Source organism: Mesorhizobium sp. AA22, assembly GCF_001672375.2.
GTDB classification, from domain to species: Bacteria; Pseudomonadota; Alphaproteobacteria; order Rhizobiales; family Rhizobiaceae; genus Mesorhizobium; species Mesorhizobium wenxiniae.
In genome coordinates this window covers 4,759,989-4,784,605 of record NZ_CP048406.1, presented here as the reverse complement: position 1 = coordinate 4,784,605, position 24,617 = coordinate 4,759,989, and the positions used below count along the sequence as shown (strand labels likewise).

General features: G+C 63.5%; 16 protein-coding genes. 11 read left to right on the top strand and 5 right to left on the bottom strand.

The window, feature by feature from the left end; all coding sequences use genetic code 11:
- Positions 1-24 precede the first annotated feature (24 nt).
- The 8 genes from ccmI (at position 25) to A9K68_RS23055 (ending at position 11,254) form a co-directional block, all read left to right on the top strand.
- The gene (gene ccmI, locus A9K68_RS23090) at positions 25-1,158 is read left to right on the top strand and encodes a c-type cytochrome biogenesis protein CcmI (RefSeq protein WP_065010431.1); all 1,134 of its coding nucleotides are present in this window, start codon (positions 25-27) and stop codon (positions 1,156-1,158) included.
- 3 nt (positions 1,159-1,161) lie between these two features.
- Positions 1,162-1,605 carry a cytochrome c maturation protein CcmE gene (gene ccmE / locus A9K68_RS23085; RefSeq protein ID WP_065010432.1) on the top strand — a complete coding sequence of 148 codons (444 nt, stop codon included), beginning with the start codon at positions 1,162-1,164 and terminating at the stop codon, positions 1,603-1,605.
- A 74-nt stretch (positions 1,606-1,679) separates the two neighbouring features.
- Positions 1,680-3,671: a heme lyase CcmF/NrfE family subunit gene (locus A9K68_RS23080; RefSeq protein WP_065010433.1), complete on the top strand. Its 1,992-nt coding sequence runs from the start codon at positions 1,680-1,682 to the stop codon at positions 3,669-3,671.
- Positions 3,668-4,135, top strand: coding sequence for a cytochrome c-type biogenesis protein (locus A9K68_RS23075; protein WP_065010434.1), 468 nt, complete (start codon positions 3,668-3,670; stop codon positions 4,133-4,135). Before A9K68_RS23080 ends, A9K68_RS23075 begins: the two co-directional genes overlap by 4 nt.
- 129 nt (positions 4,136-4,264) lie before the next feature.
- On the top strand, positions 4,265-5,794 hold the full coding sequence (locus A9K68_RS23070) for a DegQ family serine endoprotease (RefSeq protein ID WP_065010479.1): 1,530 nt from the start codon (positions 4,265-4,267) through the stop codon (positions 5,792-5,794).
- Between the two features lie 354 nt (positions 5,795-6,148).
- The gene (locus tag A9K68_RS23065; RefSeq protein ID WP_029354580.1) at positions 6,149-6,823 is read left to right on the top strand and encodes a response regulator transcription factor; all 675 of its coding nucleotides are present in this window, start codon (positions 6,149-6,151) and stop codon (positions 6,821-6,823) included.
- A gap of 1 nt (position 6,824) precedes the next feature.
- Positions 6,825-8,294 (top strand): ATP-binding protein, encoded by a 1,470-nt coding sequence (locus tag A9K68_RS23060; protein WP_065010435.1) that lies wholly within the window; start codon positions 6,825-6,827, stop codon positions 8,292-8,294.
- Positions 8,294-11,254, top strand: coding sequence for a bifunctional [glutamine synthetase] adenylyltransferase/[glutamine synthetase]-adenylyl-L-tyrosine phosphorylase (locus tag A9K68_RS23055; RefSeq protein ID WP_065010436.1), 2,961 nt, complete (start codon positions 8,294-8,296; stop codon positions 11,252-11,254). The genes A9K68_RS23060 and A9K68_RS23055 overlap by 1 nt, the downstream gene beginning before the upstream one ends.
- Positions 11,255-11,347: 93 nt before the next feature.
- On the opposite strand, the gene A9K68_RS23050 is transcribed toward A9K68_RS23055, so the two are convergent.
- On the bottom strand, positions 11,348-13,675 hold the full coding sequence (locus A9K68_RS23050; RefSeq protein ID WP_065010437.1) for a PAS domain-containing sensor histidine kinase: 2,328 nt from the start codon (positions 13,673-13,675) through the stop codon (positions 11,348-11,350).
- A 330-nt stretch (positions 13,676-14,005) separates the two neighbouring features.
- On the bottom strand, positions 14,006-16,651 hold the full coding sequence (gene pepN, locus A9K68_RS23045) for an aminopeptidase N (protein ID WP_065010438.1): 2,646 nt from the start codon (positions 16,649-16,651) through the stop codon (positions 14,006-14,008).
- Between the two features lie 155 nt (positions 16,652-16,806).
- On the opposite strand from pepN, the gene A9K68_RS23040 reads away from it, so the two are divergent.
- Both A9K68_RS23040 and A9K68_RS23035 read left to right on the top strand, forming a co-directional pair.
- Positions 16,807-19,113 carry a xanthine dehydrogenase family protein molybdopterin-binding subunit gene (locus A9K68_RS23040; RefSeq protein WP_065010439.1) on the top strand — a complete coding sequence of 769 codons (2,307 nt, stop codon included), beginning with the start codon at positions 16,807-16,809 and terminating at the stop codon, positions 19,111-19,113.
- Positions 19,114-19,157: 44 nt separating this feature from the next.
- The gene (locus tag A9K68_RS23035) at positions 19,158-20,060 is read left to right on the top strand and encodes a DMT family transporter (RefSeq protein WP_082982586.1); all 903 of its coding nucleotides are present in this window, start codon (positions 19,158-19,160) and stop codon (positions 20,058-20,060) included.
- On the opposite strand, the gene A9K68_RS23030 is transcribed toward A9K68_RS23035, so the two are convergent.
- The 3 genes from A9K68_RS23030 to A9K68_RS23020 all read right to left on the bottom strand — a co-directional run bounded on the left by A9K68_RS23030 (position 20,061) and on the right by A9K68_RS23020 (position 22,608).
- The gene (locus A9K68_RS23030; protein WP_065010441.1) at positions 20,061-20,873 is read right to left on the bottom strand and encodes a helix-turn-helix transcriptional regulator; all 813 of its coding nucleotides are present in this window, start codon (positions 20,871-20,873) and stop codon (positions 20,061-20,063) included.
- Between the two features lie 74 nt (positions 20,874-20,947).
- Positions 20,948-21,835: a uracil-DNA glycosylase gene (locus tag A9K68_RS23025; RefSeq protein ID WP_065010442.1), complete on the bottom strand. Its 888-nt coding sequence runs from the start codon at positions 21,833-21,835 to the stop codon at positions 20,948-20,950.
- A 128-nt stretch (positions 21,836-21,963) separates the two neighbouring features.
- Positions 21,964-22,608: a hypothetical protein gene (locus A9K68_RS23020; protein WP_082982580.1), complete on the bottom strand. Its 645-nt coding sequence runs from the start codon at positions 22,606-22,608 to the stop codon at positions 21,964-21,966.
- Between the two features lie 249 nt (positions 22,609-22,857).
- Between A9K68_RS23020 and A9K68_RS23015 the strand changes: the two genes are divergently transcribed.
- Complete coding sequence (locus A9K68_RS23015; protein WP_065010443.1) at positions 22,858-24,537, top strand: electron transfer flavoprotein-ubiquinone oxidoreductase; 1,680 nt, start codon at positions 22,858-22,860, stop codon at positions 24,535-24,537.
- Positions 24,538-24,617: the final 80 nt, after the last annotated feature.

Genomic DNA, 24,617 nt, shown 5'->3' with positions numbered 1-24,617 from the left:
GGCTCTGCCGTTATTGGAATAAGCATGCTGTTCTGGGTCATAGCTGCCATTCTCACGCTGGGTGCAAGCCTGGCGGTTCTGATACCGCTGGCCAGCGGCTCGAAGGGTGGTGCGGCGAGCAGCGATCATGACCTTGAAGTCTATCGCGACCAGTTGTCCGAGCTTGACCTGGACGTGGCGCGTGGCCTGATCCAGCCGGCGGAGGCCGAAGAGGCGCGTGCGGAGATCGCCCGCCGCATCCTTCGACTTGACAATGCCGCCGACAAGTCAGCGGCGCGGCAGCCGTCAATGGCGACCAGGCTGGTTGCGACGGCCGCGGTCCTGGCGGTTCCGCTGGTCAGTTGGGGCTTGTACAGCCAGCTCGGCTCGCCCGATCTGCCGTCGCAGCCGCTCAGCGAGCGACTGGCCAAGAATCCCGCCGACAGTTCGGTGGAGGAACTGGTGGCACGCGCCGAGGCCCACCTTGCCGCGAATCCGTCCGATGGCAGGGGTTGGGGCGTTCTGGCGCCGGTCTATCTGCGCATGCAGCGGTTTTCCGACGCGGTGACGGCGTACCGGAACGCCATTCGCCTCGACGGCGACAGTGCTGCCCGCCAGGCCGGCCTCGGAGAGGCGATCGCCAGCGCAGCGGGCGGCATAGTCTCGGCCGACGCTCAGGCCGCCTTCGAGGCGGCGCTGAAGCTCGATCCGGCAAATCCGAAGGCCAGCTTTTATCTGGCGATGGGCATGGCGCAGGAAGGCCGCACTGAGCAGGCCACAGCTGTCTGGCAGAAAATGCTAGCGGCCTTGCCGCAGGACTCAGCCTGGCGCGGCGCCGTCGAGCAGGCACTGGCCGAATCCGCCAAGCAGAACGTCGCTTCGGGAGTGCCTGCAAAAGGCCCGGACGCCGCGAATGTCGATGCAGCCTCGTCGATGTCGCCGCAGGACAGGGAAGCGATGATCAACACCATGGTTGCGGGACTTGATGAAAGACTTCGGCAAAACCCGCGCGATGCGGAAGGATGGATGCAGCTTATTCGTTCCTATGTCGTGCTGGGCAAGGCCGATCAAGCACGCGACGCGCTTAATCGCGGTATCGCCGTTTTTGGCTCAGATAGTGAGGAAGCGAAGAAATTCACCGCCTTTGCCATCTCGCTCGGCCTGACGGCGACGGAGTAAAACATGACGCGCAAGCAGAAAAGACTGTCGGTGATCGCCGGAGGGTTGGCCTTCCTCGGTGCCGCCACCGGCCTGACCTTCTACGCGCTCGGCCAGAAGGCCTCCTACTTCTACATGCCCGCCGATCTGACCACCGCCAGCCTGCAGCCTGGGCAGCGTATCAGGCTCGGCGGCCTCGTCGAAAAAGGCACGATCGAGCGCGGTCAGGGGGCTACCGTCGCTTTTTCGGTGACCGACAACCAGAAGCAGGTCAAGGTCACCTACACCGGCATTCTTCCCGACCTTTTTCGTGAGGAGCAGGGCGTCATCACAGAAGGCACGTTTCGCCCGGACGGCGTCTTCGTCGCCGACAGCGTGCTGGCCAAGCACGACGAGAACTACATGCCCAAGGAGGTGGCCGACGGCCTCAAGTCCAAGGGCGTGTGGCAGGAGAGCAAGAGTGACTAAGCAGGTTCCGCAAAAGTGTCTCACGGTTTTGCGGCAAGAACCTGTGGCAAAACAAAAACCTGGCGGGCGCCACAATGGTTGAAACCGGACATTTCGCGCTGGTCCTGGCGTTCGCGCTGTCTTTGGTGCAGACGCTGGTGCCGATGTTCGGCGCGCACATGAACAACCAGAAAATGATGGCCGTCGGCGGTCCGGTCGCGGTGACCGGCTTTACCTTGACCGCTCTGTCCTTCGCGGCGCTGGCCATAGCCTATGCGACGTCCGATTTTTCGGTGGCCAACGTCTGGGACAACTCGCATTCGCTGCAGCCGCTGATCTACAAGATCACCGGCACTTGGGGCAATCACGAGGGCTCGATGCTGCTCTGGGTGTTGATCCTGACCTTTTTCGGCGCCCTCGTCGCGGCTTTCGGCCGCAATCTTCCCGCGGCCCTTCGAGCCAATGTGCTGGCCGTGCAAGGGGCGATCGGCGCCACCTTTTTCCTGTTCATCCTGGCGACATCAAACCCGTTCGCCAGGCTCAATCCGGCGCCGATCGAGGGCCGCGATCTCAATCCGATCCTGCAGGATCTCGGCCTCGCCATCCATCCGCCGCTGCTCTATCTGGGCTATGTCGGCTTCTCGATTTGCTTTTCCTTCTCGGTCGCCGCCCTCATCGAAGGCCGCATCGACGCGTCGTGGGCCCGCTGGGTGCGGCCATGGACGCTGGTCGCCTGGATGTTCCTGACCGGCGGCATCGCCATGGGTTCCTACTGGGCCTATTACGAACTTGGCTGGGGTGGTTTCTGGTTCTGGGATCCGGTCGAGAACGCCTCCTTCATGCCTTGGCTGGGGGGCACGGCGCTGCTCCATTCGGCGATCGTCATGGAAAAGCGCTCGGCCCTGAAGATATGGACACTGTTGCTGGCGATTCTGACCTTCTCGCTGTCGCTGCTCGGCACCTTCCTGGTGCGCTCAGGCGTGCTCACTTCCGTCCACGCCTTCGCCACCGATCCGACGCGAGGCGTGTTCATTCTCTGCATCCTGACACTGTTCATCGGCGGATCGTTGGCGTTGTTCGCCCTGCGCGCCTCGAGGTTGACGGCCGGCGGCCTGTTTCATCCGATCTCGCGCGAAGGAGCGCTGGTCCTCAACAACCTGTTCCTGACCACGGCCACTGCCACCGTGCTGATCGGCACATTGTATCCGTTGGCGGTCGAGGCCGTTTCAGCCGAAAAAATTTCGGTCGGCGCGCCGTTCTTCAACTTGACATTCGGACCGCTGATGGTGCCGCTATTGGTCGTGGTCCCATTCGGACCATTGCTGGCCTGGAAGCGCGGCGACATCTTCGCCGTCGCCCAGCGCCTGATGGCGGCCTTCGCCGCAGCGCTTCTGGCCGTGCTGGTAACGGCCTTGTTCATCGATGGCGCCTCAGTGTTCGCGGCACTTGGCGTCGGCCTGGCCTTCTGGCTGATCTGCGGCGCGCTCACCGATATTGCCGTCAAGTCCGGCTTCGGCACTGTCGCGCCCGGCGTCATGCTCAGGCGCTTCGCCGGCCTGCCGCGTTCGGTCTTCGGCACCGCACTCGCCCATCTTGGCCTCGGGCTGACGACGCTGGGCATCGTCGGCACGCTTTGCTTCGGCACCGAGAAGATCTTGTCGATGCATGCTGGCGAGACCGTGCAACTGTCCGGCCACATGCTGCGTTTCGAAGGGCTCTATCCGGCCCAGGGACCTAACTATAGCGAGGATCGCGGCCGCTTCGCTCTGCTCGGCGCCGATGGAAGCACTACCGCTGTAATCACCTCCGCCAAGCGCTCCTATCCGGTCCGACAGATGACGACGACCGAGTCCGGTATCAAGACGATCGGTTTCAGCCAGCTCTATCTCTCGCTTGGCGACGAGGGGACCGACGGTTCCGTCGTGGTGCGGCTGTGGTGGAAGCCGCTGGTGACGCTGATCTGGGGTGGCGGCCTTGTCATGATGGCGGGTGCCGCGATGTCGCTCATGGACCGGCGCCTGCGCGTCGGGGCACCGTCCCGCCGTCGCAAGTCGGCGGGCGCCGTACCTTCCGCGAGCCTGCTATGACCGCAAGATTTTCACTGGCCTCCCTAGTCTTGCTGCTGACGCTGTTGTTTGCCGGCACCGCGCTTGCGGTGAAGCCCGACGAGGTTCTGGCCGACCCGGCGCTCGAGGCGCGAGCGCGGACGCTTTCGGAGCAGCTGCGCTGCATGGTTTGCCAGAACCAGTCGATCGACGAATCCGATGCCGACCTTGCCCGCGACCTGCGCGTGCTGGTGCGCCAGCGCCTCGTCGCCGGCGACACCGACCGGCAGGTGATAGACTACATCGTTTCCCGCTACGGCGAGTTCGTGCTGTTGAAGCCGCGCTTCAGCCTGCGCAATGCGCTGTTGTGGGGCACGCCGGTGTTTCTGCTCTTTGCCGGCGGGATTTTCATAGTATTGACCGCCCGGTCGCGCCGTTCGACGGCAACCAATGCGTTGACCGCCGAGGAGCAGGCGGAGCTGGACACTATTTTGCACCGGGACTGAAGGCGGCGGCCGCCCGCAACATTACAAAAGTTTCATGCACCGGAAATGGCGCCGTAATGTGCGCGCCCCTATTTCTCTTGCCCGAGGATGCCGACCGAAGCGCATCCCTTGAAAGAGGATACGAGACCCATGAATATTGCCCCCAATTCAAATCCCCGCACCCGCAAACGCCTGTTGGCTGCCGCCGCTTCAGTGGCCATTGCCGGCGCGATCGGCTTCGGCGCGGTTGCCACCGGGACAGCCCCGGTCCTGGCCGAGGCGGTGCGTGTCGAGGCACCGCAGGTCCCGAGCTTCGCCGACGTGGTCGAGCGCGTTTCGCCGGCGGTCGTCAGTGTCCGCGTCAAAGCCAAGATAGAAACGACCGCCGACGACGGCTCCGACCTGCCCGACGCCTTCGGCAATCTTCCCGACGATCCGCAATTGCGCCGCTTCTTCAGGGAGTTCCGTGGCTTTGGCGATCAGGATGGCCGGGATGGAATGCGGCGTTTCGAACGCCGTGACCGCCAGCCGCGGCCGGTCGCCCAGGGTTCCGGTTTCTTCATCTCCGAGGATGGCTACCTCGTCACCAACAACCATGTCGTCGGAGACGGCTCGTCCTTCACGGTGGTAATGCATGACGGCAAGGAACTCGACGCCAAGCTGGTCGGCACAGATCCGCGCACCGACCTCGCTGTGCTCAAGGTCGAAGGCGACGGCAAGTTCACCTATGTCGACTTCGCCGACGATTCCAAGGTTCGCGTCGGCGACTGGGTCGTGGCCGTCGGCAATCCGTTCGGCCTCGGCGGCACGGTCACCGCCGGCATCGTCTCGGCCCGTGGCCGCGATATCGGCGCCGGCCCCTATGACGACTTCATCCAGATCGACGCCTCGGTGAACCGCGGCAATTCGGGCGGCCCGACCTTCAACCTCAACGGTCAGGTTGTCGGCATCAACACCGCGATCTTCTCGCCGTCCGGCGGCAGCGTGGGCATTGCCTTCGACATTCCCGCCTCGACGGCCAAACAGGTCGTGCAGGATCTGATGAAGGACGGCACCGTCCAGCGCGGCTGGCTTGGCGTTGAGATCCAGCCGGTCACCTCAGAAATCGCCGAATCGCTCGGGCTGAAGTCCGATAAGGGTGCGCTCGTTTCCAGCGCGCAAGAGGATGGTCCCGGCAAGAAGGCCGGCATCACCGCCGGTGACGTCATCACTCAGGTGGACGGCAAGGACGTCGCTTCGCCGAAGGAACTCGCCCGTCTGATCGGCGCGTACCAGCCCGGCAAGCCCGTCGACGTCACGCTGTGGCGTGACGGCAGGAGTGAGACCGTCAAGGTCGATCTCGGCACGTTGCCTTCGAGCGACAAGCAGGCTTCGGCCGACCAGCAGCCTTCCGCCCCGGCAAAGGCCGATACGCTGGCCGATCTCGGTCTCACCGTCACCAGGTCCGACGATGGCAAAGGGCTTGTGGTAACCGATGTCGATCCCGACAGCGATGCCGCCGATCGCGGCATCCAGCCCGGCGACGTCATCACCTCGGTCAATTCGACGGAGGTCAATGGCACCGACGACGTCGCCAAGGCCATGGCCGATGCGGTGAAGTCGGGCCGCAAGGCGGTGCTGATGCAGATCACCCGCGACGATAGCAACCGCTTCGTCGCGCTGCCTGTCGCCAAGGGCTGACGTCCAAACTTTTCCGGTGCGGCGGTTTCAAACACCCCGAGCCGCCGCACGGGAAAGCACGGGGCTTGAATACATTAGTTAGTCAGTCATCGTGTTCCGCCCCAGCGGCAGCGGGCGATGGAAGCCCGCTGCCGCTCGAACAAAGCATGACGGCATGTCAAACAACAAAGCAGGTTGCCCTAAAGCCCGCCTCGGGCTTGATCCGAGGGTGCCGGCGGCTCGGCGTCAGCGACATTCCAAAACAAGGACTTACTGCGTATCCTTGAATCACTTTGTTCGCGAAACGCCCTGATGAAGGCCACGATACATATGCCGGCCACTCAATCTTCCAGCGAAATCGCGTATAACGGTCCCATGAAGATTCTCGTTATAGAAGACGATCGCGAAGCGGCCGATTACCTCCAGAAAGCCTTTACCGAGGCCGGACACACCGCGCATGTCGCCGGCGACGGCGAAACCGGCTTCGCGCTCGCTGACTCCGGCGACTATGACGTGATGGTCGTCGACCGCATGCTGCCGCGCCGCGACGGCCTGTCGGTCATCGCCGGTCTGAGATCCAGGGGCAACACGACGCCGGTGCTGATCCTGTCGGCGCTCGGCGAAGTCGACGACCGGGTCACCGGATTGCGCGCCGGTGGCGACGACTATCTGACCAAGCCCTATGCCTTTTCCGAGCTTCTGGCCCGGGTCGAGGTGCTGAACCGGCGCGCCAGCGCCAGGGAAGCCGAAACCCTCTACCGGGTCGGCGATCTCGAGCTCGACAGGCTCTCTCATTCGGTGCGACGCGCGGCGCGCGAAATCACGCTGCAGCCGCGCGAGTTCCGCCTGCTGGAATATCTGATGCGCCATGCCGGCCAGGTGGTGACGCGCACCATGCTGCTGGAAAATGTCTGGGACTATCATTTTGATCCGCAGACCAACGTCATCGACGTTCACGTCTCGCGGCTGCGCGGCAAGATCGAGAAGGGCTTCGACAAGCCGATCCTGCACACGGTTCGTGGCGCCGGCTATATGCTCAAGAGCGGGTAGCATGGCTCTTTCCATGCCGGCCATCATGAAGACGACGGCAGCGCGGCTTTCGGCGCTCTATCTCCTGCTGTTCGCCATATGCGCGGTGCTGCTCGTCTTCTACATGACCTCGCTGTCTGCACGCATGCTGACCGGCCAAACGCAAGAGACCATCAACGACGAAGTGCTCGGCCTCGCCCGGGCCTACCAGCGCGGCGGCTTGCCGCTGCTGGTCCGCGTGGTCGAGCAGCGCTCCCGCCAGCCCGGCGCCAATCTCTATTTGATCGCCGACACCAACGGGCAGATCCTGACCGGAAACGTTCAGAGCCTGGAGCCTGGCGTTCTCGAAGCCGAGGGCTGGACGACGGAGCCGTTTTCCTACCGGCGCTTCGGCGAGGGCGAGCTCGAGCGGCAACGCAACCCGGTGGCCGACCCAAACGAACCCAGTCAGGGCGAAGTCCAAGTCGAAGGCGAGAAGGGCCACAACGCCATCGCGCTGGTGCTGCGCCTGCCAAACCAGATGATCATGCTCGTCGGCCGCGATCTGGGCGAGCCTGAGCGGTTCCGCGCCGTCATCCGTCGCGCCTTGATGCTGGCGCTCGGCATGATGGCGCTCGGCGGGCTCCTGATCTGGTTCTTTGTCGGCCGCGCAGCGCTGAAGCGCATCGACATCGTATCGGAAGCCAGCCGCCGTATCATGGGCGGTGACCTCTCCGGCCGGCTGCCGGTCACCGGGGCCGGCGACGAGTTCGACCGGCTGTCGGAAAACCTCAATTCCATGCTGGCCAGGATCGCCACGCTGAATGAAGGGCTGAAGCAGGTCTCCGACAACATCGCCCACGATCTGAAGACACCGCTGACCAGGTTGCGCAACCGTGCCGAAGCGACGCTTTCCGGCAAGCACAGCACTACCGACTACCGCCAGGCGCTGGAAGGGACGATCGCCGAGTCCGACCAGCTGATAAAGACCTTCAACGCCATCCTGATGATCTCCAGGTTGGAGGCGGGCTATTCCTCCGAAAGCACCAGCCGGGTCGATCTGGCTGCGTCCGTGCACGATGTCGTCGAGCTCTACGAGCCGGTGGCGGAGGAGGCGGGGGTGACACTCGAGACCTCGGGTCAGGATGGCTTTGCCGTCGAGGGCAATCGCGAGCTGATCGGCCAGGCGCTATCGAACATCGTCGACAACGCGATAAAATATTCGATCGATTCGAACTCCAAGCCGACCGTCCGCGTGGCGCTCGATCGCGTCGGCAGGGAAATCAGGCTTTCCGTCACAGACAACGGCCAGGGGATTCCCGACGATGCCGATCGCGCCAGGGCAACCGAGCGTTTCGTGCGGCTGGAGAAAAGCCGATCGCAGCCGGGTTCCGGCCTGGGCCTCAGCCTCGCCAAGGCAATCATGACATTCCACAATGGACGGCTTGATCTTCTGCCCGCCGATCCCGGATTGTCCGTCGTCATGAGTTTTCCCGAACGGGAGGATCGCTGATGGCGGTGAGGGCGGCTGGGGAACAGACCAACTGGCTTTTGAAGCCGGCGGCAAAGCTCGCTCCCCTGGATCAAAACCGCGCCAGGCGGGAATTGTCGGAAATCACTTCCGCCGCGCAGGAAGACGGGCTTACCCGGCTCGCGAAATTTCTCGCCGGCAAGGGCGCCAGTCAGGAGTTCCTCGCGGCAGTGTTCGATCTGTCGCCATTCCTGCGGGGCACCGTGCGCCGCCGCCCGCAGATCCTTGATGCCCTTTTCGATGAGACCGTCGAGACCCGGTTGGCGATGATCGGCGCCGCAATCGACAAGGCGGCGCGGGTGGAAGGCATTTCTGAAAACAGCCTGATGATGGAGCTGCGGCAATGGAAAGCGGAAGCGCATATCCTGATCGCGCTGGCCGACCTTTCAGGCGAGGCTGAAACTGCAATCACAGTACGGCGGCTGAGCGATCTTGCCGACGCGTGCACCCGCGCTGCCGTCGACTTCCTGCTTCGCGACGCGCACGGACAGGGCAAGCTCAAACTTCCGGACGCCGAGGATCCGGCGCGCCGGTCGGGCTGGATCCTGCTCGGCATGGGCAAGCTTGGCGCGCATGAGCTGAACTTCTCCTCCGACATCGACCTCGTCGTTTTCTTCGACCCGCAGGCGCCAGCCGTCGTCGATCCGCTCGATGCGACGGAGCTGTTTTCGCGCCTGACCCGCCGGCTGGTCCGCATTCTCCAGGACCGCACCGAACACGGCTATGTTTTCCGCACCGACCTCAGGCTTCGTCCCGATCCCGGTTCGACGCCGCTGGCGATCCCGGTCGAGGCGGCACTGCGCTACTACGAGGCGCGCGGCCAGAACTGGGAGCGCGCGGCCATGATCAAGGCGCGTCCGGTGGCCGGCGATCTCGCCGCCGGTGCTGCGTTCCTGAAGGACCTCCAGCCCTACATCTGGCGCAAATACATGGACTACGCGGCGATCGCCGACGTCCATTCGATCAAGCGCCAGATCCACGCCCACAAGGGCCACGGCGAGATCGCGGTGAAGGGCCACAACGTCAAGCTCGGCCGCGGCGGCATTCGCGAGATCGAATTCTTCGTCCAGACCCAGCAGCTCATCGCCGGCGGCCGCTTCCCCGAGCTGCGCGGCCGCGAGACCGTGCCGATGCTTGGCCAGCTTGCGGCACGCGGCTGGATTACGGCCGATGCGCGCGACGCGCTCGCTCGGCAATACTGGTTCCTGCGCCGTGTCGAGCATGCCGTCCAGATGGTCGCCGACGAGCAGATCCATATACTGCCGGAAGATGACGAAGGGCTCGAACGCATTGCCCGAATGCTCGGTTTTGCCGATGCGGCCGTCTTTGCCGAGGCCTTCCGCGCCGCACTCCATCAGGTCGAACGTCACTACGCAGCGCTTTTCGAAACCGCGCCCGAGCTTTCGGCCGGCATCGGCAATCTGGTCTTTACCGGCGATGTCGATGACCCCGATACGTTGCAGACCCTGCAGAGACTGGGATTTCAGCGGGCGAGCGACATCTGCCGGGTTATCCGCGGCTGGCATTTCGGCCGCTATCGCGTCACCCAGTCGGCCGAGGCGCGCGAGCGGCTGACCGAACTGACGCCGGCGCTGCTGCAATCCTTCGGTCAGACGCGCCGGGCGGACGAGGCGTTGATGCGCTTCGACGAATTCCTCGCCGGCCTGCCCGCCGGCATCCAGCTCTTCTCGCTGCTCCAGTCCAATCCGGCTCTGCTGAAGCTGCTGGCGACGATCATGGGCGCGGCCCCCCGGCTGGCCGCCATCATCACGCGCCGGCCGCACGTGTTTGACGGCCTGCTTGATCCGGCCCTTTTGACCGAACTGCCGGACCGCGCCTATCTGTCCGGCCGTCTCGCCGCCTTCCTCGAAGGCGACAGAGACTATGAGGACGTGCTCGACCGCTTGCGCATCTTTGCGTCCGAGCAAAAATTCCTGATCGGCGTCAGGCTGCTTGCCGGCTCGATCGATCCGGCCCGCGCCGGCCGCGCCTTTTCCGATCTGGCCGATCTCACCATCGAAGCGGCGCTGCAGGCGGTCATCGCCGAGTTCGCGCTGCGCCACGGTCGCATCGTCGGCGGCACCGTTGCGCTGCTCGGCATGGGCAAGCTCGGCAGTCGCGAATTGACGGCCGGCTCCGACGTCGACCTTATCCTGCTCTATGATCACGACACCGATGCCGAAGAATCCGATGGCGACAAGCCGCTCGCCCCATCCCACTATTACAGCAGGATGACGCAGCGGCTGATATCAGCCGTGTCCGCGCCGACCGCCGAGGGCGTTCTCTACGAGCTCGACCTTCGCTTGCGGCCGTCCGGCAACAAGGGGCCGGTGGCGACCCATGTCGATGCCTTTAAGAAGTACCAGCGCAAGGACGCCTGGACATGGGAACACATGGCGCTGTCCAGGGCTCGCGCGATCGGTGGCGATCAAACGCTGTGCACCGAGGCCGAGGCCGAGGTGGCGGCGGTGCTTGCCCTGCCGCGCGACAGCGCCAAGGTGATGGCCGAGGCGTCCGAGATGCGCACGATGATCGAGAAGGAGAAGCCGCCACGCGATCTCTGGGACATCAAGCTGATTCCGGGCGGTCTCATCGATCTCGAATTCATCGCGCAGGTGGCGGTGATCACGGGAAAGGTCGAAGCCGGCCGCCGAATCACCGGGACGGCGGAAGTTCTGTCGAGGCTGGCGCCGGATTTCGCTGAGGTCCAGGTTAGGCAAGAGCTTTGCGATGCTTATGCGCTTTATCTGGCGCTGACCCAGATGACGCGGCTCTGCATCACCGGCGTATTCGAACGGGACGACGTTCCGCCTGGGCTTTCGGATCTGCTTCTGGCGGTTACCGACCTGCCGGATTTCGGTGTGCTGGAAGCGCACCTCAAGGAGACATCGCAAAAGGTCAGAAAGGATTTCGACCTTTTGCTTCGTGCGAAACGATCATGACGTCACAACGCCAAACGGCTGTTTCGAAAAGCATCGGGGGCGCTGTCCATTCGGCGTTTCCGAAAGTTCCAACCGCTTCACAACAACAGAAAGTCAGGCGGCGGCCCTGACCGGCTGCGTCGACTTCTTGATCGGAATGCGCACCGACACGATCGTGCCGGTGCCTTCGGTGGAGCGGATTTTCAAGGCGCCGCCCTGAAGCTCGGCCAACGAGCGTGAGATGGCAAGGCCAAGGCCGGAACCGGCATGGCTCTTGGAAAACTGGTTCTGCACCTGTTCGAACGGCCGCCCGAGCTTGCTCAGCGCCTCCTTGGGGATGCCGCAGCCATTGTCTTCGATCGTCAGGACCAGAGCACTGGACGTGTTGCGGGCCCTTACCGCAATGCGGCCGCCCTGGCCGGTGAATTTCACCGCATTCGACAGCAGGTTAATAATGATCTGCTTGATCGCCCGGCGGTCGGCGAACAGCGTCAGTGAATCGGGGATGCGCGTTTCGACGGTGATCGACTTTTCCGCTGCCTGCAGCGAGATGACGCGCACCGTTTCCCTCATCAGCGGACAGAGGTCGATTTCCTCCTGATCCATCGAGAACTGGCCGGCCTCGATCTTCGACATATCGAGGATGTCGTTGATGACGCCCAGAAGATATTTGCCGCTGCCGTTGATGTCGGTGGCATATTCCTCGTAGCGCGGCGAACCCAAGGGCCCGAACAGCGCCTGTTCCATCAGCTCCGAGAAGCCGATGATCGCGTTGAGCGGCGTGCGCAATTCATGCGACATGTTGGCCAGGAACTCGGATTTGGCCCGGTTCGCCGCCTCGGCGCGCTCGGTTTCCTTCATGTATTTGCGATTGAGCTCGACCAGTTCGCGCGACCGCTCTTCCTCCGCCCGGCGAGCAAGGCTGAGATCGTGGATCGTCGCCATCAGCCGGCGCTCGCTGTCGACCAGCTTCTCCTGGTGCAGCTTGATCTGGGTGATGTCGGAGCCGACCGAGACGGTGCCGCCGTCCCTGGTCCGCAGCTCGTTCACCTGCAGCCAGCGGCCATCGGCAAGCTGCCGCTCGAAGGTCACGCCGCCTTGCTGCCCATTGGTGTTGGCAAGCCGGCGCTCCGAAGCGAAGGCAAGCATGCGATCTTCGAGAACGGCGCGCGAGGCGCCTGGCATCACGTCGCGATCCGACAGACCGTTGTCCTGCTGGTACTTGGAATTGCACATGATCAGGTGCTGGGCGGAATCCCAGAGCACGAAGGACTCGTTGATGTTTTCGATGGCCGTTCGCAGGCGAAGATCCGCGGCCTCGGAGCGCAGCGCCAGGTGCCGCTGCTCGGTGACGTCAACGGCGATGCCGATCAGCTGGATCTCCGGCGCTTCCGGGTCGATCACCTGCGCCCTTGCGCGCATCCACACCCATTGTCCGTCGGCATGGCGCATCCGGAACACCTGGTCGATGTGATCGATCTCGCGGGCGACGATTCTGTTGGCGAGCTGGAACAGGTCGCCGTCCTCGGGATGGATGATCTCGTCGACCTCGCCGAACGACAGCATTGCGTCGCAGGGCTCATAGCCCAGCATGTCGTACATCGAGCGCGACCAGTACATCTTGCCGCGCACCATGTCCCAGTCCCACAGGCCGCAGCGGCCGCGCACCAGCGCCATGTCGATGCGCTGGTGCGCTTCGAGATAAATGCGGTCGGCCGCCTGGGCGCGCGCCGCCTGGCCGAAATAGGCGTAGAGGATGACGATCAGTACGCCGGCTGTCAGCACGAACAGCGTGACGTTGAGCGAAACAGTCTTGCGCCAGGTGTAGAAGACCGCATCCTGCGGAACGAGCGCTGCGGCAGCACTGTTCCTGCCGTTTGTCAGGCTCACCGCCGCATACCAGTCCTGGCCGCCGATTCTGACCTCCATCACCCCGGCGCGGTCGCCGAACATGAACAGCGGCTGACCGCCCTGGGCGATGGCGTCGAGCGACCGCCCTTCCCAGCCGGTCGATTGCGGTGTCACGGCAACGATCTTGAACGCGCTGTCGGTGACCGCAAGCACGTGGCTTCGGCCCATCGCGCCCTGACGGCTGATGCCCTCCAACAGGTCCTGCGTCGCGCCAGGCGTTGAGCCCAAGTTCGCATCCACGCTAATCGAACTGGCCAGTTGGCCTGCCGCGAGCGAGAGGATCGCCTTGGCGTCGCGTTCCACGTCGTCACGCTCGTTCATCAGCGACAGGAACCGCAGCGCCGCGATGACGACCAGGAAAATGATGATGAGGGCCGGTATCGATCGGCGCAACAATGGCTCGGCTGCCAGAAGCCGTCGGTAGGCGGGTTCGGCGATGAGCCGCGCGTTGCCGGCGAGACCATCGCTTCTCGCCTCACGCCGCTCAAAAGCTGTCCCTCCGGGCGCGCCCCACGCGTCCGCCTTCGCCATAAATGGCTCTCCCCGATTTTAAACCTGCTTGATGATCCGGCGACGCCGCACTTCCGAATCTTCAGCTAAAGAATCAAAGGTGATTCGGCTTGTCCATAGGCGCGGCGAAAAAAGATTAAAAATCGACTAAAATAGTTCGGCGCCGACTTTCCCTCCCCCTTGAGGGGAGGGTGGCCCGTAGGGCCGGGAGGGGTCCCCGGCGAAGCGCTCCACCTTTTAAATCAAAGGTCGGGGCGGGTGGCGTCGGTCGAGGCCGCGTACTGCCGCAGTGACCCCACCCTTCCATCCGCCTTCGGCGGCTGTCCACCCTCCCCTCAAGGGGAGGGACCCTCACGCCAGCGTGCGCTCGACGATGTCCCGCAAATCGGCCGATAGGTTCTCGGCATTGGAGATCGAAAGCAGCGCTTCCCTTGCCTTGGCCTGCCGGGCAGGTTCGAGCGAGCGCCATGATCTGAGTGCTGTCGCCAGCCGGGCGGCCAACTGCGGATTGCGCTTTTCGACCTGCAGGACCGTTTCGACGAAAAACCTGTAGCCTTCGCCGTCGGCGCGATGGAAGCCAGTCTGGTTGGCGCTGGAAAACGTGCCGACGAGCGAGCGCACCCGGTTCGGGTTGGCCATCGAGAAGGCCGGATGGCTGGTCAGGGCGCGCACCGCGTAAATGGTTTGCGGGCCGGGCACGCTGGCCTGGATCTGGAACCATTTGTCCATCACCAGCGGATCGGTCGTATATTTCGCTTCGAAGTCGGCCAGCGCCTTGACCGTCTCGGGCGAACCGCTGTGGCGGAGCGCAAGCACGGTCAGTGCGGCGGCGCGGTCCGTCATGTTGGTCGCGGACTGGAAATGCCGGGCCGCAAGCGCCGCACCTCCCGGCAGCAGCGAGAGATAGTCGAGCAGGATGTTGCGCAGCGCCCGGCGCCCGGCGCTCGCCGCATCCGGACTGAAAGCGTCCTTGTCGGCCATTCGATGGTAGAGGTCGGAGAATATCTCGCGGTTGGCCTCGGCGATCGCGGCCGTCAGCGCCTCGCGGGCGGAGAAGATGGCATCGGGATCGATGTTTTTGCCGATGTCGCGGGCGATATCGGCTTCGCTCGGAAGCGCCACAGCCAGCGCCCGATAGGCCGGTTCGAGTGTCTCGTCGCCGGCTATTTTGCCGGCAAGCCCGGTCAACCGTGATGCGAAACCGGGCTGCTGGCCGTCAAGGACCTGGCGGAAGGCTGATATCAGCGCCTCGGTCAAAAGCGTGTTGAACGCCTGCCAGCGCGAGAAGGTATCGTTGTCATGGCCGGCAAGGAAGAACTGATCGTCGGCCTTCTGCTCGACCGAAAGCGTCACCGGCGCCGAAAAGCCGCGATTGAGCGACATCGCCGGGCGCTCGCCAACGCCCGAGAAGCGCACCATGTGCCGGCGCCTGCGGATATGGATGACGCCGTCCTCGACGCTGGCGCCCTCGACGCCGCTATAGGCTATCGCTTTGCCGTCGGTGCCGACTAGGCTGAAGGCAAGCGGAATATGCATCAGCCGCTTGCGGCTTTCGGACGGCGTCGGCGGCACCGACTGCTCGATCTCGAGCGTGAACTCCTGCGCTGCCGCATTGTGCGTCGAACTGATCGTCAGATTGGGCGTGCCCGCCTGATGGTACCAGAGCGAAAATTGCGAGAGGTCGCGGCCGGACACGTCTTCGAACACCTTGATGAAGTCCTCGATCGTCGCAGCCTCGCCGTCATGACGCTCGAAATAGAGATCCATGCCGGCCCGGAACGTCTCGCTGCCGAGAATGGTACGGATCATGCGCACCACTTCCGAGCCCTTTTCATAGACTGTCGCCGTGTAGAAATTGTTGATCTCGCGGTAGCGGCGCGGCCGCACAGGATGCGCCAGCGGTCCCTGGTCTTCGGGAAACTGATGTGCCCGCAATGTGCGCACTTCGGCAATGCGTTTCACCGCTCGCGAGCGCTGGTCGGCGGAGAATTCGTGATCGCGGAAGACCGTCAGCCCTTCCTTCAGGCAAAGCTGGAACCAGTCGCGGCAAGTGATTCTGTTGCCAGTCCAATTGTGGAAATACTCATGCGCGATGATCGCTTCGATATTGGCGAAATCGGCGTCCGTGGCGGTCTCCTGGTCGGCCAGCACATATTTGTCGTTGAAGATGTTGAGGCCCTTGTTCTCCATCGCGCCCATGTTGAAGTCGGACACGGCGACGATGTTGAAGACGTCGAGGTCGTATTCGCGGCCGAACGCCTCCTCGTCCCATTTCATCGACCGTTTCAGGGCGTCCATGGCATAGCCGGCGAGCCCCTCCTTGCCCGGCTCGACATAGATGCCGAGCTCGACCTTCCGACCAGACAACGTGACGAAGCTGTCCGCGACCTTGCCGAGAGCGCCCGCCACCAGGGCGAACAGATAGGACGGCTTGGGGAAGGGGTCGTGCCAGACTGCGTAATGCCAGCCGTCGGCAAGTTCGCCACTGCCAGCCGGGTTGCCGTTGGAAAGAAGCAGTGGCGCCTCGTGGTGCCGCGCCTCGATGCGCACCGTATAGACGGACAGGATATCGGGACGGTCGAGAAAATAGGTGATGCGCCGAAAGCCCTCGGCCTCGCATTGCGTGCAATAGACGTTGCTGGAGCGATAAAGGCCCATCAGGGCTTCGTTGTGCGCCGGCGCCAACTCGGTTTCGATCAGGAGTTGGAAGCGGGATGCTGCGGGCAGTGTGGTGATCTTCAGCTGATCGGGCGTGGCAAGAAAATCTGCCGGCGTGAGTGTCCGGCCGTCGATTGCGAGGCGGCTGAGCGTCAATCCATCGCCGTCCAGCACCAGTGGCACTGACGCCGCGACACCGTCGCGGCGTTCGACCGTCAGCACGGCGATGACGCGCGTGGCTTCTGGTGACAGGCGGAAAGTCAGGCCGGTTTTCGGAATGAGATAATCGGTGGGGCGATAGTCTTCGAGCTTGAAGACCTGGCCGGTGTCCGTGCGCATTCCGTGGGGTTTCCTGTCGACTCCCGCAGCGGCAGGTGGGTCCGCTGGTCTAAGAAATTTGAAGCACGCGCTCTTTACACGAAACCGTCACTCGACAAAACTGGCGCAGTGCCTATTTCAGGCACTCGTTCTCCCATCATCATCGCGAGGCATTCATGACTGTCGTCACACCGAAATTCGGCATGGGCGCCCCTGTGCTGCGTCGCGAGGACCAAGCCTTCATCAAGGGTCTCGGTCGCTACACGGACGACATCCAGCCGGCTGGCCTCCTGCACGGCTACGTCCTGCGATCGCCGGTGGCCAAGGCAAGCTTCACCATCGGTTCGACCGAGGCGGCCAAGGCGGCACCTGGCGTCCATCTGGTGCTGACTGGTGCGGACCTTGCTCATCTCGGCAAGCTGAAATCCGGCGTCATGCAGAGGCAGCCGGACGGCACCAAGGCGCCGACCCGCGACATTCCGGTCCTTTGCTGCGACCGAGTCAATTATGTCGGCGACGCCGTTGCCTTCGTCGTCGCCGACAGCCGCACCCTGGCGCAGGACGCGGCCGAATTGATCGAGGTCGATTACGAGGCCGAGGATGCCGCGTCCGGCACCGCCACGGCGCTTGACGAAGGCACGCCGCTGGTCTGGCCGGAACTCGGCTCCAACCGTGCCTTCAGCTACCACATCGGCGACCAGGCGAAGACCGCGGCGGCATTCGCCAGGGCGCCGCATGTCACCCGCATAGAGTTCATCAACAATCGGCTGGTCTGCAACTACATCGAGCCGCGCTCGGCGATCGGCGAGTGGAACACGCAAGAGAATCGCTTCGTGCTGACCACGGGCTCGCAGGGCGTGCATTCCATGCAGTACATCCTGGCCGATGTGTTCAAGATCAGGAAGAACCAGCTGCGCGTCATCACGCCTGATGTCGGCGGCGGCTTCGGACCGAAAAGCTTCGTCTATCGCGAACATCCGCTGGTGCTCGAGGCCGCCAGCCGCCTTGGCCGCCCGGTGAAATGGGCCGGCGACCGCACCGAGCATTTCCTCACCGATGCGCAAGGCCGCGACAATGTCGTGACCGCTGAGATGGCAATGGACAAGGACGGCCGCTTCCTCGGCATGAAGGTCGATCTTCTCGCCAATATCGGCGCCTATGTCTCGCAATACGGCCCATTCATCCCCTATATCGGCGTCACTATGTCGACCGGCGTCTACGACATCCAGGCGCTCGATGTTTCGGTGACCGGCCTCTACACCAATACCTGCCCGGTCGATGCCTATCGCGGCGCCGGCCGCCCGGAAGCAGCATTCCTCCTGGAAAAGCTCGTCGACGCCTGCGCCCACGATCTGGGCTTGCCAGTCGAAGAGATCCGCCGGCGCAATTTCATTCGGCCTGCGCAGTTTCCCTATCGCACGCAGACGGACCGCCTCTATGATACCGGCGAATTCGCAGGCCATATGGACCGCGCCATCGAAGAGGCGGAGTGGCGGGCGTTTCCGGAGCGGCTGGCGCAGTCGAAGGTGGCCGGCAAAATCCGCGGCATCGGCATGGCGACCTATATCGAGGCCTGTGCCTTTCCGGGCTCTGAACCGGCCTTTGTCGAATTGAACGGCGACGGCACGGTGACGCTGAAGATCGGCACCCAGACCAACGGGCAGGGGCACGCGACCGCCTATGCGCAGTTCCTCTCCGAAAAGCTTCATCTCGACATCGACAAGATCCATGTCCGCCAGGGCGACACCGACGAACTGAAAGCCGGCGGCGGCACCGGCGGCTCGCGCTCCATACCCCTTGGCGGTGTATCAGCTTCTCGCGCGGGCGAGGATCTGGCCAACAAGATCAAGCGCATCGCAGCGGATGAGCTGGAAGCCTCGGCCGGCGACATCGAATTGTCCAACGGCGTTGCCCGCATCGTCGGCACCGACCGCATGATCGATTTTTCGGCCATCGCCAAGGCCGCCAAGAACCCGGACGATCTCAAGGGCTTTGGCGAATTCGCGCAGGACGAATGCACCTATCCGAACGGCACCCACATCTGCGAAGTCGAGATCGATCCCGACACCGGCATGACGGAGATTGTCCGCTATACGATCGTCGACGATTTCGGCGTCACCGTGAACCCGATTCTGCTGGCCGGCCAGGTGCATGGCGGCGTCGTCCAGGGCATCGGCCAGGCGCTGACGGAGAACACCGTCTATGACGACGACGGGCAGCTGTTGACGGCGAGCTTCATGGATTACGCCATGCCGCGCGCCGACGATTTCCCGTTCTTCCATTTCGAGACCCGCAACGTGCCCTCGACCACCAATGCACTTGGCATCAAGGGAGCAGGCGAGGCGGGCACGATCGGAGCAACGCCGGCCGCGCTCAACGCGGTGACGGATGCGCTCTATCGCGCCTACGGCATCAGGCATATCGACATGCCGGCAACACCGGCGCGCATCTGGGCAGCGATCCAGGAAGCAGCTGCTAAGTGAACCCGACGGACCATCCCGGCGGGCACAACACGCTGACCGGGATCATGCTCAAAATCGTGTCGGTGGCGGTCTTTGTCGCCATGTCGTCCTGCATCAAGGCGGCGGGCACGGTGCCGGCCGGCCAGATCGTCTTCTTCCGCTCCTTTTTCGCCATCTTTCCGATCGTCGTCTTCCTGGCCTTCCAGGGAAAGCTTGGCACCGCGTTTTCGACCAAGCGCCCGCTGAACCACATTGCGCGCGGCGTTGTAGGCGTCTGCGCCATGGGGCTTGGCTTCTTCGCGCTGATACGGCTGCCGCTGCCAGAAGCGATCACGCTGAACTACGCACAGCCGCTGCTGGTGGTGGTGTTCAGTTCGATCTTCCTCGGCGAAGCGATCCGCGTCTATCGCTGGAGCGCGGTTGCGGTTGGACTGGTCGGGGTGCTGGTCATCTCATGGCCGGAACTGACGCTGCTGGGTTCGGGCGCAGCACTCGGCGATCAGGAGGTGCTCGGCGTCATCGCCGCCCTGGTCGCGGCAGCGATCTCGGCTGTCGCCATGCTGCTGGTGCGCAATCTCGTCCAGAGCGAGCCTACGGCAACCATCGTGCTGTGGTTTTCGGTGACGGCGAGCGTCCTGGCGTTGCTGTCGCTGCCGTTCGGCTGGCAGGCGCTGACCCCGGCCCAGGCGGGCCTGCTCATTGCTGCAGGCTTTTGCGGCGGGGTCGCTCAGATTCTGATGACGGCAGCCTATCGCCATGCCGAGGCCTCGGTCGTGGCGCCCTTCGAATACACGTCGATGCTGCTTGGCATAGTCGTCGGCTATCTCGCTTTCGGCGACGTCCCGACGGTTCATATGCTCATCGGCGGCCTGATCGTCGTTGCCGCTGGCATCTTCATCATCTGGCGCGAGCGACAGCTTGGCCTCGAACGTGCCCGCACCCGCCAGGCGACCCCGCCGCAAGGATGATCAGGGCAGCTCGGCCCGGTCTTTCGCCAATCGCACCAGCACCGTCCGCGTTTGTTCGTCGGCGGGGAAAAAGGATTCGATCGCCAGTTCCGACAGCGTCACGTCAAGCGGCGTGCCGAACACGGTGATGGTGCTGATGAACGACAGCACGGCATCGCCATGCGCGAGCCGCAGCGGGTGCACGATCGCGTTCCGCTCAACCGGCACCGGCCGTGCGCCGTTCAGGCCGGACCGATAGGTCCGAAGCTCGCGCTCCAGTTCGACCAGAACCGGATCGCCAGTAGCGTCGTTCTGGCGTTTCAGCCGATCGAGAAGATGCGCGCGCCATTCGGCGAGGTTGACGATGCGCGGCGCGACGCCACCGGGGTGCAGACTGAGCCGCAGCACATTGACCGGGGGCGTCAGCAAGGACGCCTCGGCGATGTCGGCGAGGAACGGGCCGATGGCGGCGTTTGCCGATACTAGGTTCCAGTGCCGGTCGACAGCGAGCGCTGGGAAGGGTTCGTGCCCCTTGAGCACGATCTCGACGGCTGCCATCGCCGGCGCCAGCGAGGCATCGGTAAGCGAACGCTCGCTGAAGCTAGGGGCAAAGCCCGCGGCCAGCAGGAGCTGGTTGCGCTGCCTCAGCGGGATCGACAGCTGCTCGGCCAGATGCAGCACCATGTCGCGCGAGGGCGCCGCGCGGCCGCTTTCCACGAAGCTCAGATGTCGCTGCGAGATTTCGGCTTCCATGGCGAGATCGAGTTGGCTCATGCGCCGGCGCGTGCGCCATTCGCGAATAAGGCTGCCGGCGGAAGTCTGGGTTGCTGTCATGAGCGCATGACTAGGCCGGCAGCGGATGTATTTCAATTACCGGGCAGGTTATAGCGGCGAAGAAACGCTGGTCGTCAACCGAGCGCCCGCAGCTTCGCTTTCACCTCGAGGAAATCCCGCCACGCCAGCTTCTTGTGAGCGGGGGTTCTCAAGAGATAGGCCGGGTGAAGGGTCGGCATGGCGGGAATGGCAATACCGGAGGCGGTCGTGTGGACGCGCCAATTGCCCCGCAGCCGCAGGATGCCCTCGGTGGTGTTGAGCAAGGTCTTTGCCGAGGGGCCGCCCAGGTTGACCAGCACCTTCGGCTTGACCAGCTCGATCTGCCGTTCGATGAATGGCCGGCAAATCTCGGTCTCGTGCGGTGTCGGCGTGCGGTTGCCCGGCGGTCGCCAGGGAATGACATTGGCGATGTAGGCCGAGGTCCGGTCGAGTCCGATCGCGGCCAGCATTTGGTCGAGCAGCCGGCCCGAGCGGCCGACGAACGGCAATCCCTCGAGGTCCTCGTCGCGGCCGGGCGCCTCGCCGACCAGCATCACCGCGGCATTCGGATTGCCGTCGGCGAACACCAGGTTCTTGGCGGTGAATTTGAGATTGCAGCCGTCGAATGCCGCCATGTGCTTGCGAAGCTCGTCCAGGCTCGTCGCCGTCGTTGCCAATTGCCGCGCCAATGCCGCTTGTTGCTCATCGGGCACCGTCGCCGTACCGGACGGGGGGCGCACCGCCGGTGCCGCAGCTTGCCTTTCGCCCATTTCGGCGCGTGACAGGCCTGTCGAGCGTGGCAGTGCGGCGTTTTCACCAGTTGTCGGCGTAACTGTCGTTGGCGCCGGCTCAGGCGACTTTGACGCAGCCTCGGCAAACCTATTCAGCGGCTCCTCTTCGAGCGCTTCATCGACGCCGGCGCTGGCGTAAAAGGCCAGCAGGTCGGCGATAGCAGGTCGGTTGTCTCGGGAAACGGCAGTCATGCTTTCACATTCGGCCGCGCAGCAAGAATTTGCAAGTAATGCATGTCGCCCGAAAGCATGCCCTCGGGCCTGACCGGGGCCTGACCCGAGGGTGCATAGCGGTTTTGGGAACGACATAAACAGGACCCTTAGCTCGACGGTATACGCGGATCCTGCACCAGATAGAACGTCCAGCGCGGTGTGTAGTCGGTGATCAGGTAATCGAATTTTGCTGTCGTCAGCGGGTCGATCTTGCCACTCTTGAACAGCAGCCGATCATAGGGTTCGAAGTCGCGATCGAAATCGGCAAAGCTGCTCGACCAGATGTTGTCAGGCGTCTTGTTGCGCTGGTCGAATGACAGGCCGTCGCCGAACACGCTCGGCCGGTGGAGCACCTCCTGGAGCTCGAACTGGAACTCGACCCAGGCCTGGCCGCTGTTGTTGAGCACGTCGATCCGCATATACATGAGGCCGTTCGCAAATTGGCCCGCGGTGCCGAAGGGATGGATCGGTTTCGTCGTGCGGATAGTCAGTGTCACCGGTGTTGCCGAGTTCAGCTCTTCGGTGATGACAAGCGGGTCCTCCTTTGTCCCGATGCCCGAGGCGCTGGTGATGCGAAAGCCGCCCAACTCGTCGGAAAAAGAGTAGGCTCCGGCCGCCCAGACCCTCTGCGGCTCGGCATGGCCGCCAACGGGCGTCAGCGGCAAAAGGGCCAAAACGAGCGCCCGGCAAATCCGTCCGGGCGCGGAAAAAAAGCGCGTCGATGAAAAGCCAATTGGCCCGTATATGCGCATGGTGCGAAGTATGGCCGATAAGCAAGCCGTCGAACAATTAAAAACGTCAGGGCGCCGGCTCTCCTTAAAATGGGGCCCGGCCGGGATCGATGTTCCGGTGGACTGCAAACCGTGATTTTGTAGTACGATGCGCGACTTTTTGACGAAATCGGCATTGTCACGTCAGCGCCGGTTTCGCGTCGCGAATTGATGCGCTATGCAGCGGATAAGCCAGCAAGATGCGCAAATGCGGCAGCCAGTGAGGGGTTGATGAGCGAGATCGAACGCGAAAGCATGGAATTCGACGTGGTCATCGTCGGCGCTGGTCCGGCCGGCCTCGCCGCGGCGATCCGTCTCAAGCAGGTCAATCCCGAGCTTTCCGTCGTCGTCCTGGAAAAGGGCGGCGAAGTCGGCGCCCACATCCTGTCTGGCGCCGTAGTCGACCCGATCGGCATCGACCGGCTGCTGCCGGGCTGGCGTGACGAAGAGGGACATCCGTTCAAGACGCCGATTACGGCAGACCATTTCCTGGTCCTCGGCCCTGCCGGTTCGTTCCGTCTGCCCAACATCCTGATGCCGCCGCTGATGAACAACCACGGCAACTACATCGTTTCGCTCGGCAATGTCTGCCGCTGGCTGGCGACCAAGGCCGAGGCGCTGGGCGTCGAGATCTACCCGGGCTTTGCCGCGGTGGGCCTCATTTACAGCGACGAGGGCGCGGTCACCGGCGTTGTCACCGGCGATATGGGCGTCGAGAAAGACGGCACGCATGGCCCGGGCTTCGCGCCGGGCATGGCGCTGATGGGCAAATATGTGCTGATCGGCGAGGGCGCGCGCGGCTCGCTGGCCAAGCAACTGATCGCCAAATACCATCTTTCCGACGGCCGCGAGCCCGGCAAATACGGCATCGGCCTCAAGGAGCTCTGGCAGATCAAGCCGGAGCTCCACCGGCCAGGCCTTGTCCAGCATTCCTTCGGCTGGCCACTCGACATGAAGACCGGCGGCGGCTCTTTCCTCTACCATTTGGAAGACAACCAGGTGGCGGTCGGCTTCGTCGTCCACCTCAATTACAAGAACCCCTATCTGTCGCCTTTCGATGAATTCCAGCGCTTCAAGACCCACCCGGCGATCAAAGGCACATTCGAGGGCGGCAAGCGGCTGGGTTATGGCGCCCGTGCCATCACCGAGGGCGGCTGGCAGTCGGTGCCGAAACTGTCCTTCCCCGGTGGCGCGCTGATTGGGTGTGCTGCCGGCTTCGTCAACGTGCCGCGCATCAAGGGCTCGCACAATGCCGTGCTCTCCGGAATGCTGGCGGCCGAGCATATCGCCGAGGCGATCGGCGCCGGCCGTGCCAATGACGAACTGGCTACTTACGAGGCGGCATGGCGGGCGACCGATATCGGCAAAGATCTGAAGAAGGTGCGCAACGTCAAGCCATTGTGGTCGCGCTTCGGCACCGTCGTCGGCGTCGGTATTGGCGGCCTCGACATGTGGCTGAATTCGCTGTTCGGCTTCTCGCCTTTCGGCACGCTGAAGCACGGCAAGGCCGACTATGCGACGCTGGAACCGGCCGCTAAGCATAAGAAGATCGCCTATCCGAAGCCGGACGGCGTGCTCACCTTCGACCGCCTGTCCTCGGTGTTTCTCTCAAACACCAACCACGAGGAAAACGAGCCTGTCCACCTGCTGGTCGCGGATATGGACCTGCAGCAGCGTTCCGAACACGATATCTATGCCGGGCCCTCGACACGCTACTGCCCGGCCGGCGTCTACGAATGGGTCGACAAGGATGGCAACGCCGCCGCCGATCCCGAGGCGAAGGACGTGCGATTCGTCATCAACGCGCAGAACTGCGTCCACTGCAAGACCTGCGACATCAAGGATCCGAACCGAAACATAACTTGGGTGCCGCCACAAGGTGGTGAGGGACCAGTCTACCAGAACATGTAGCCTGCCAGAACGGCCCCGCCGGCCATCTCGACGTCGACCAAATGAAAGCCGGTAAAGGCCTATTATATTTGCGGTGTCTA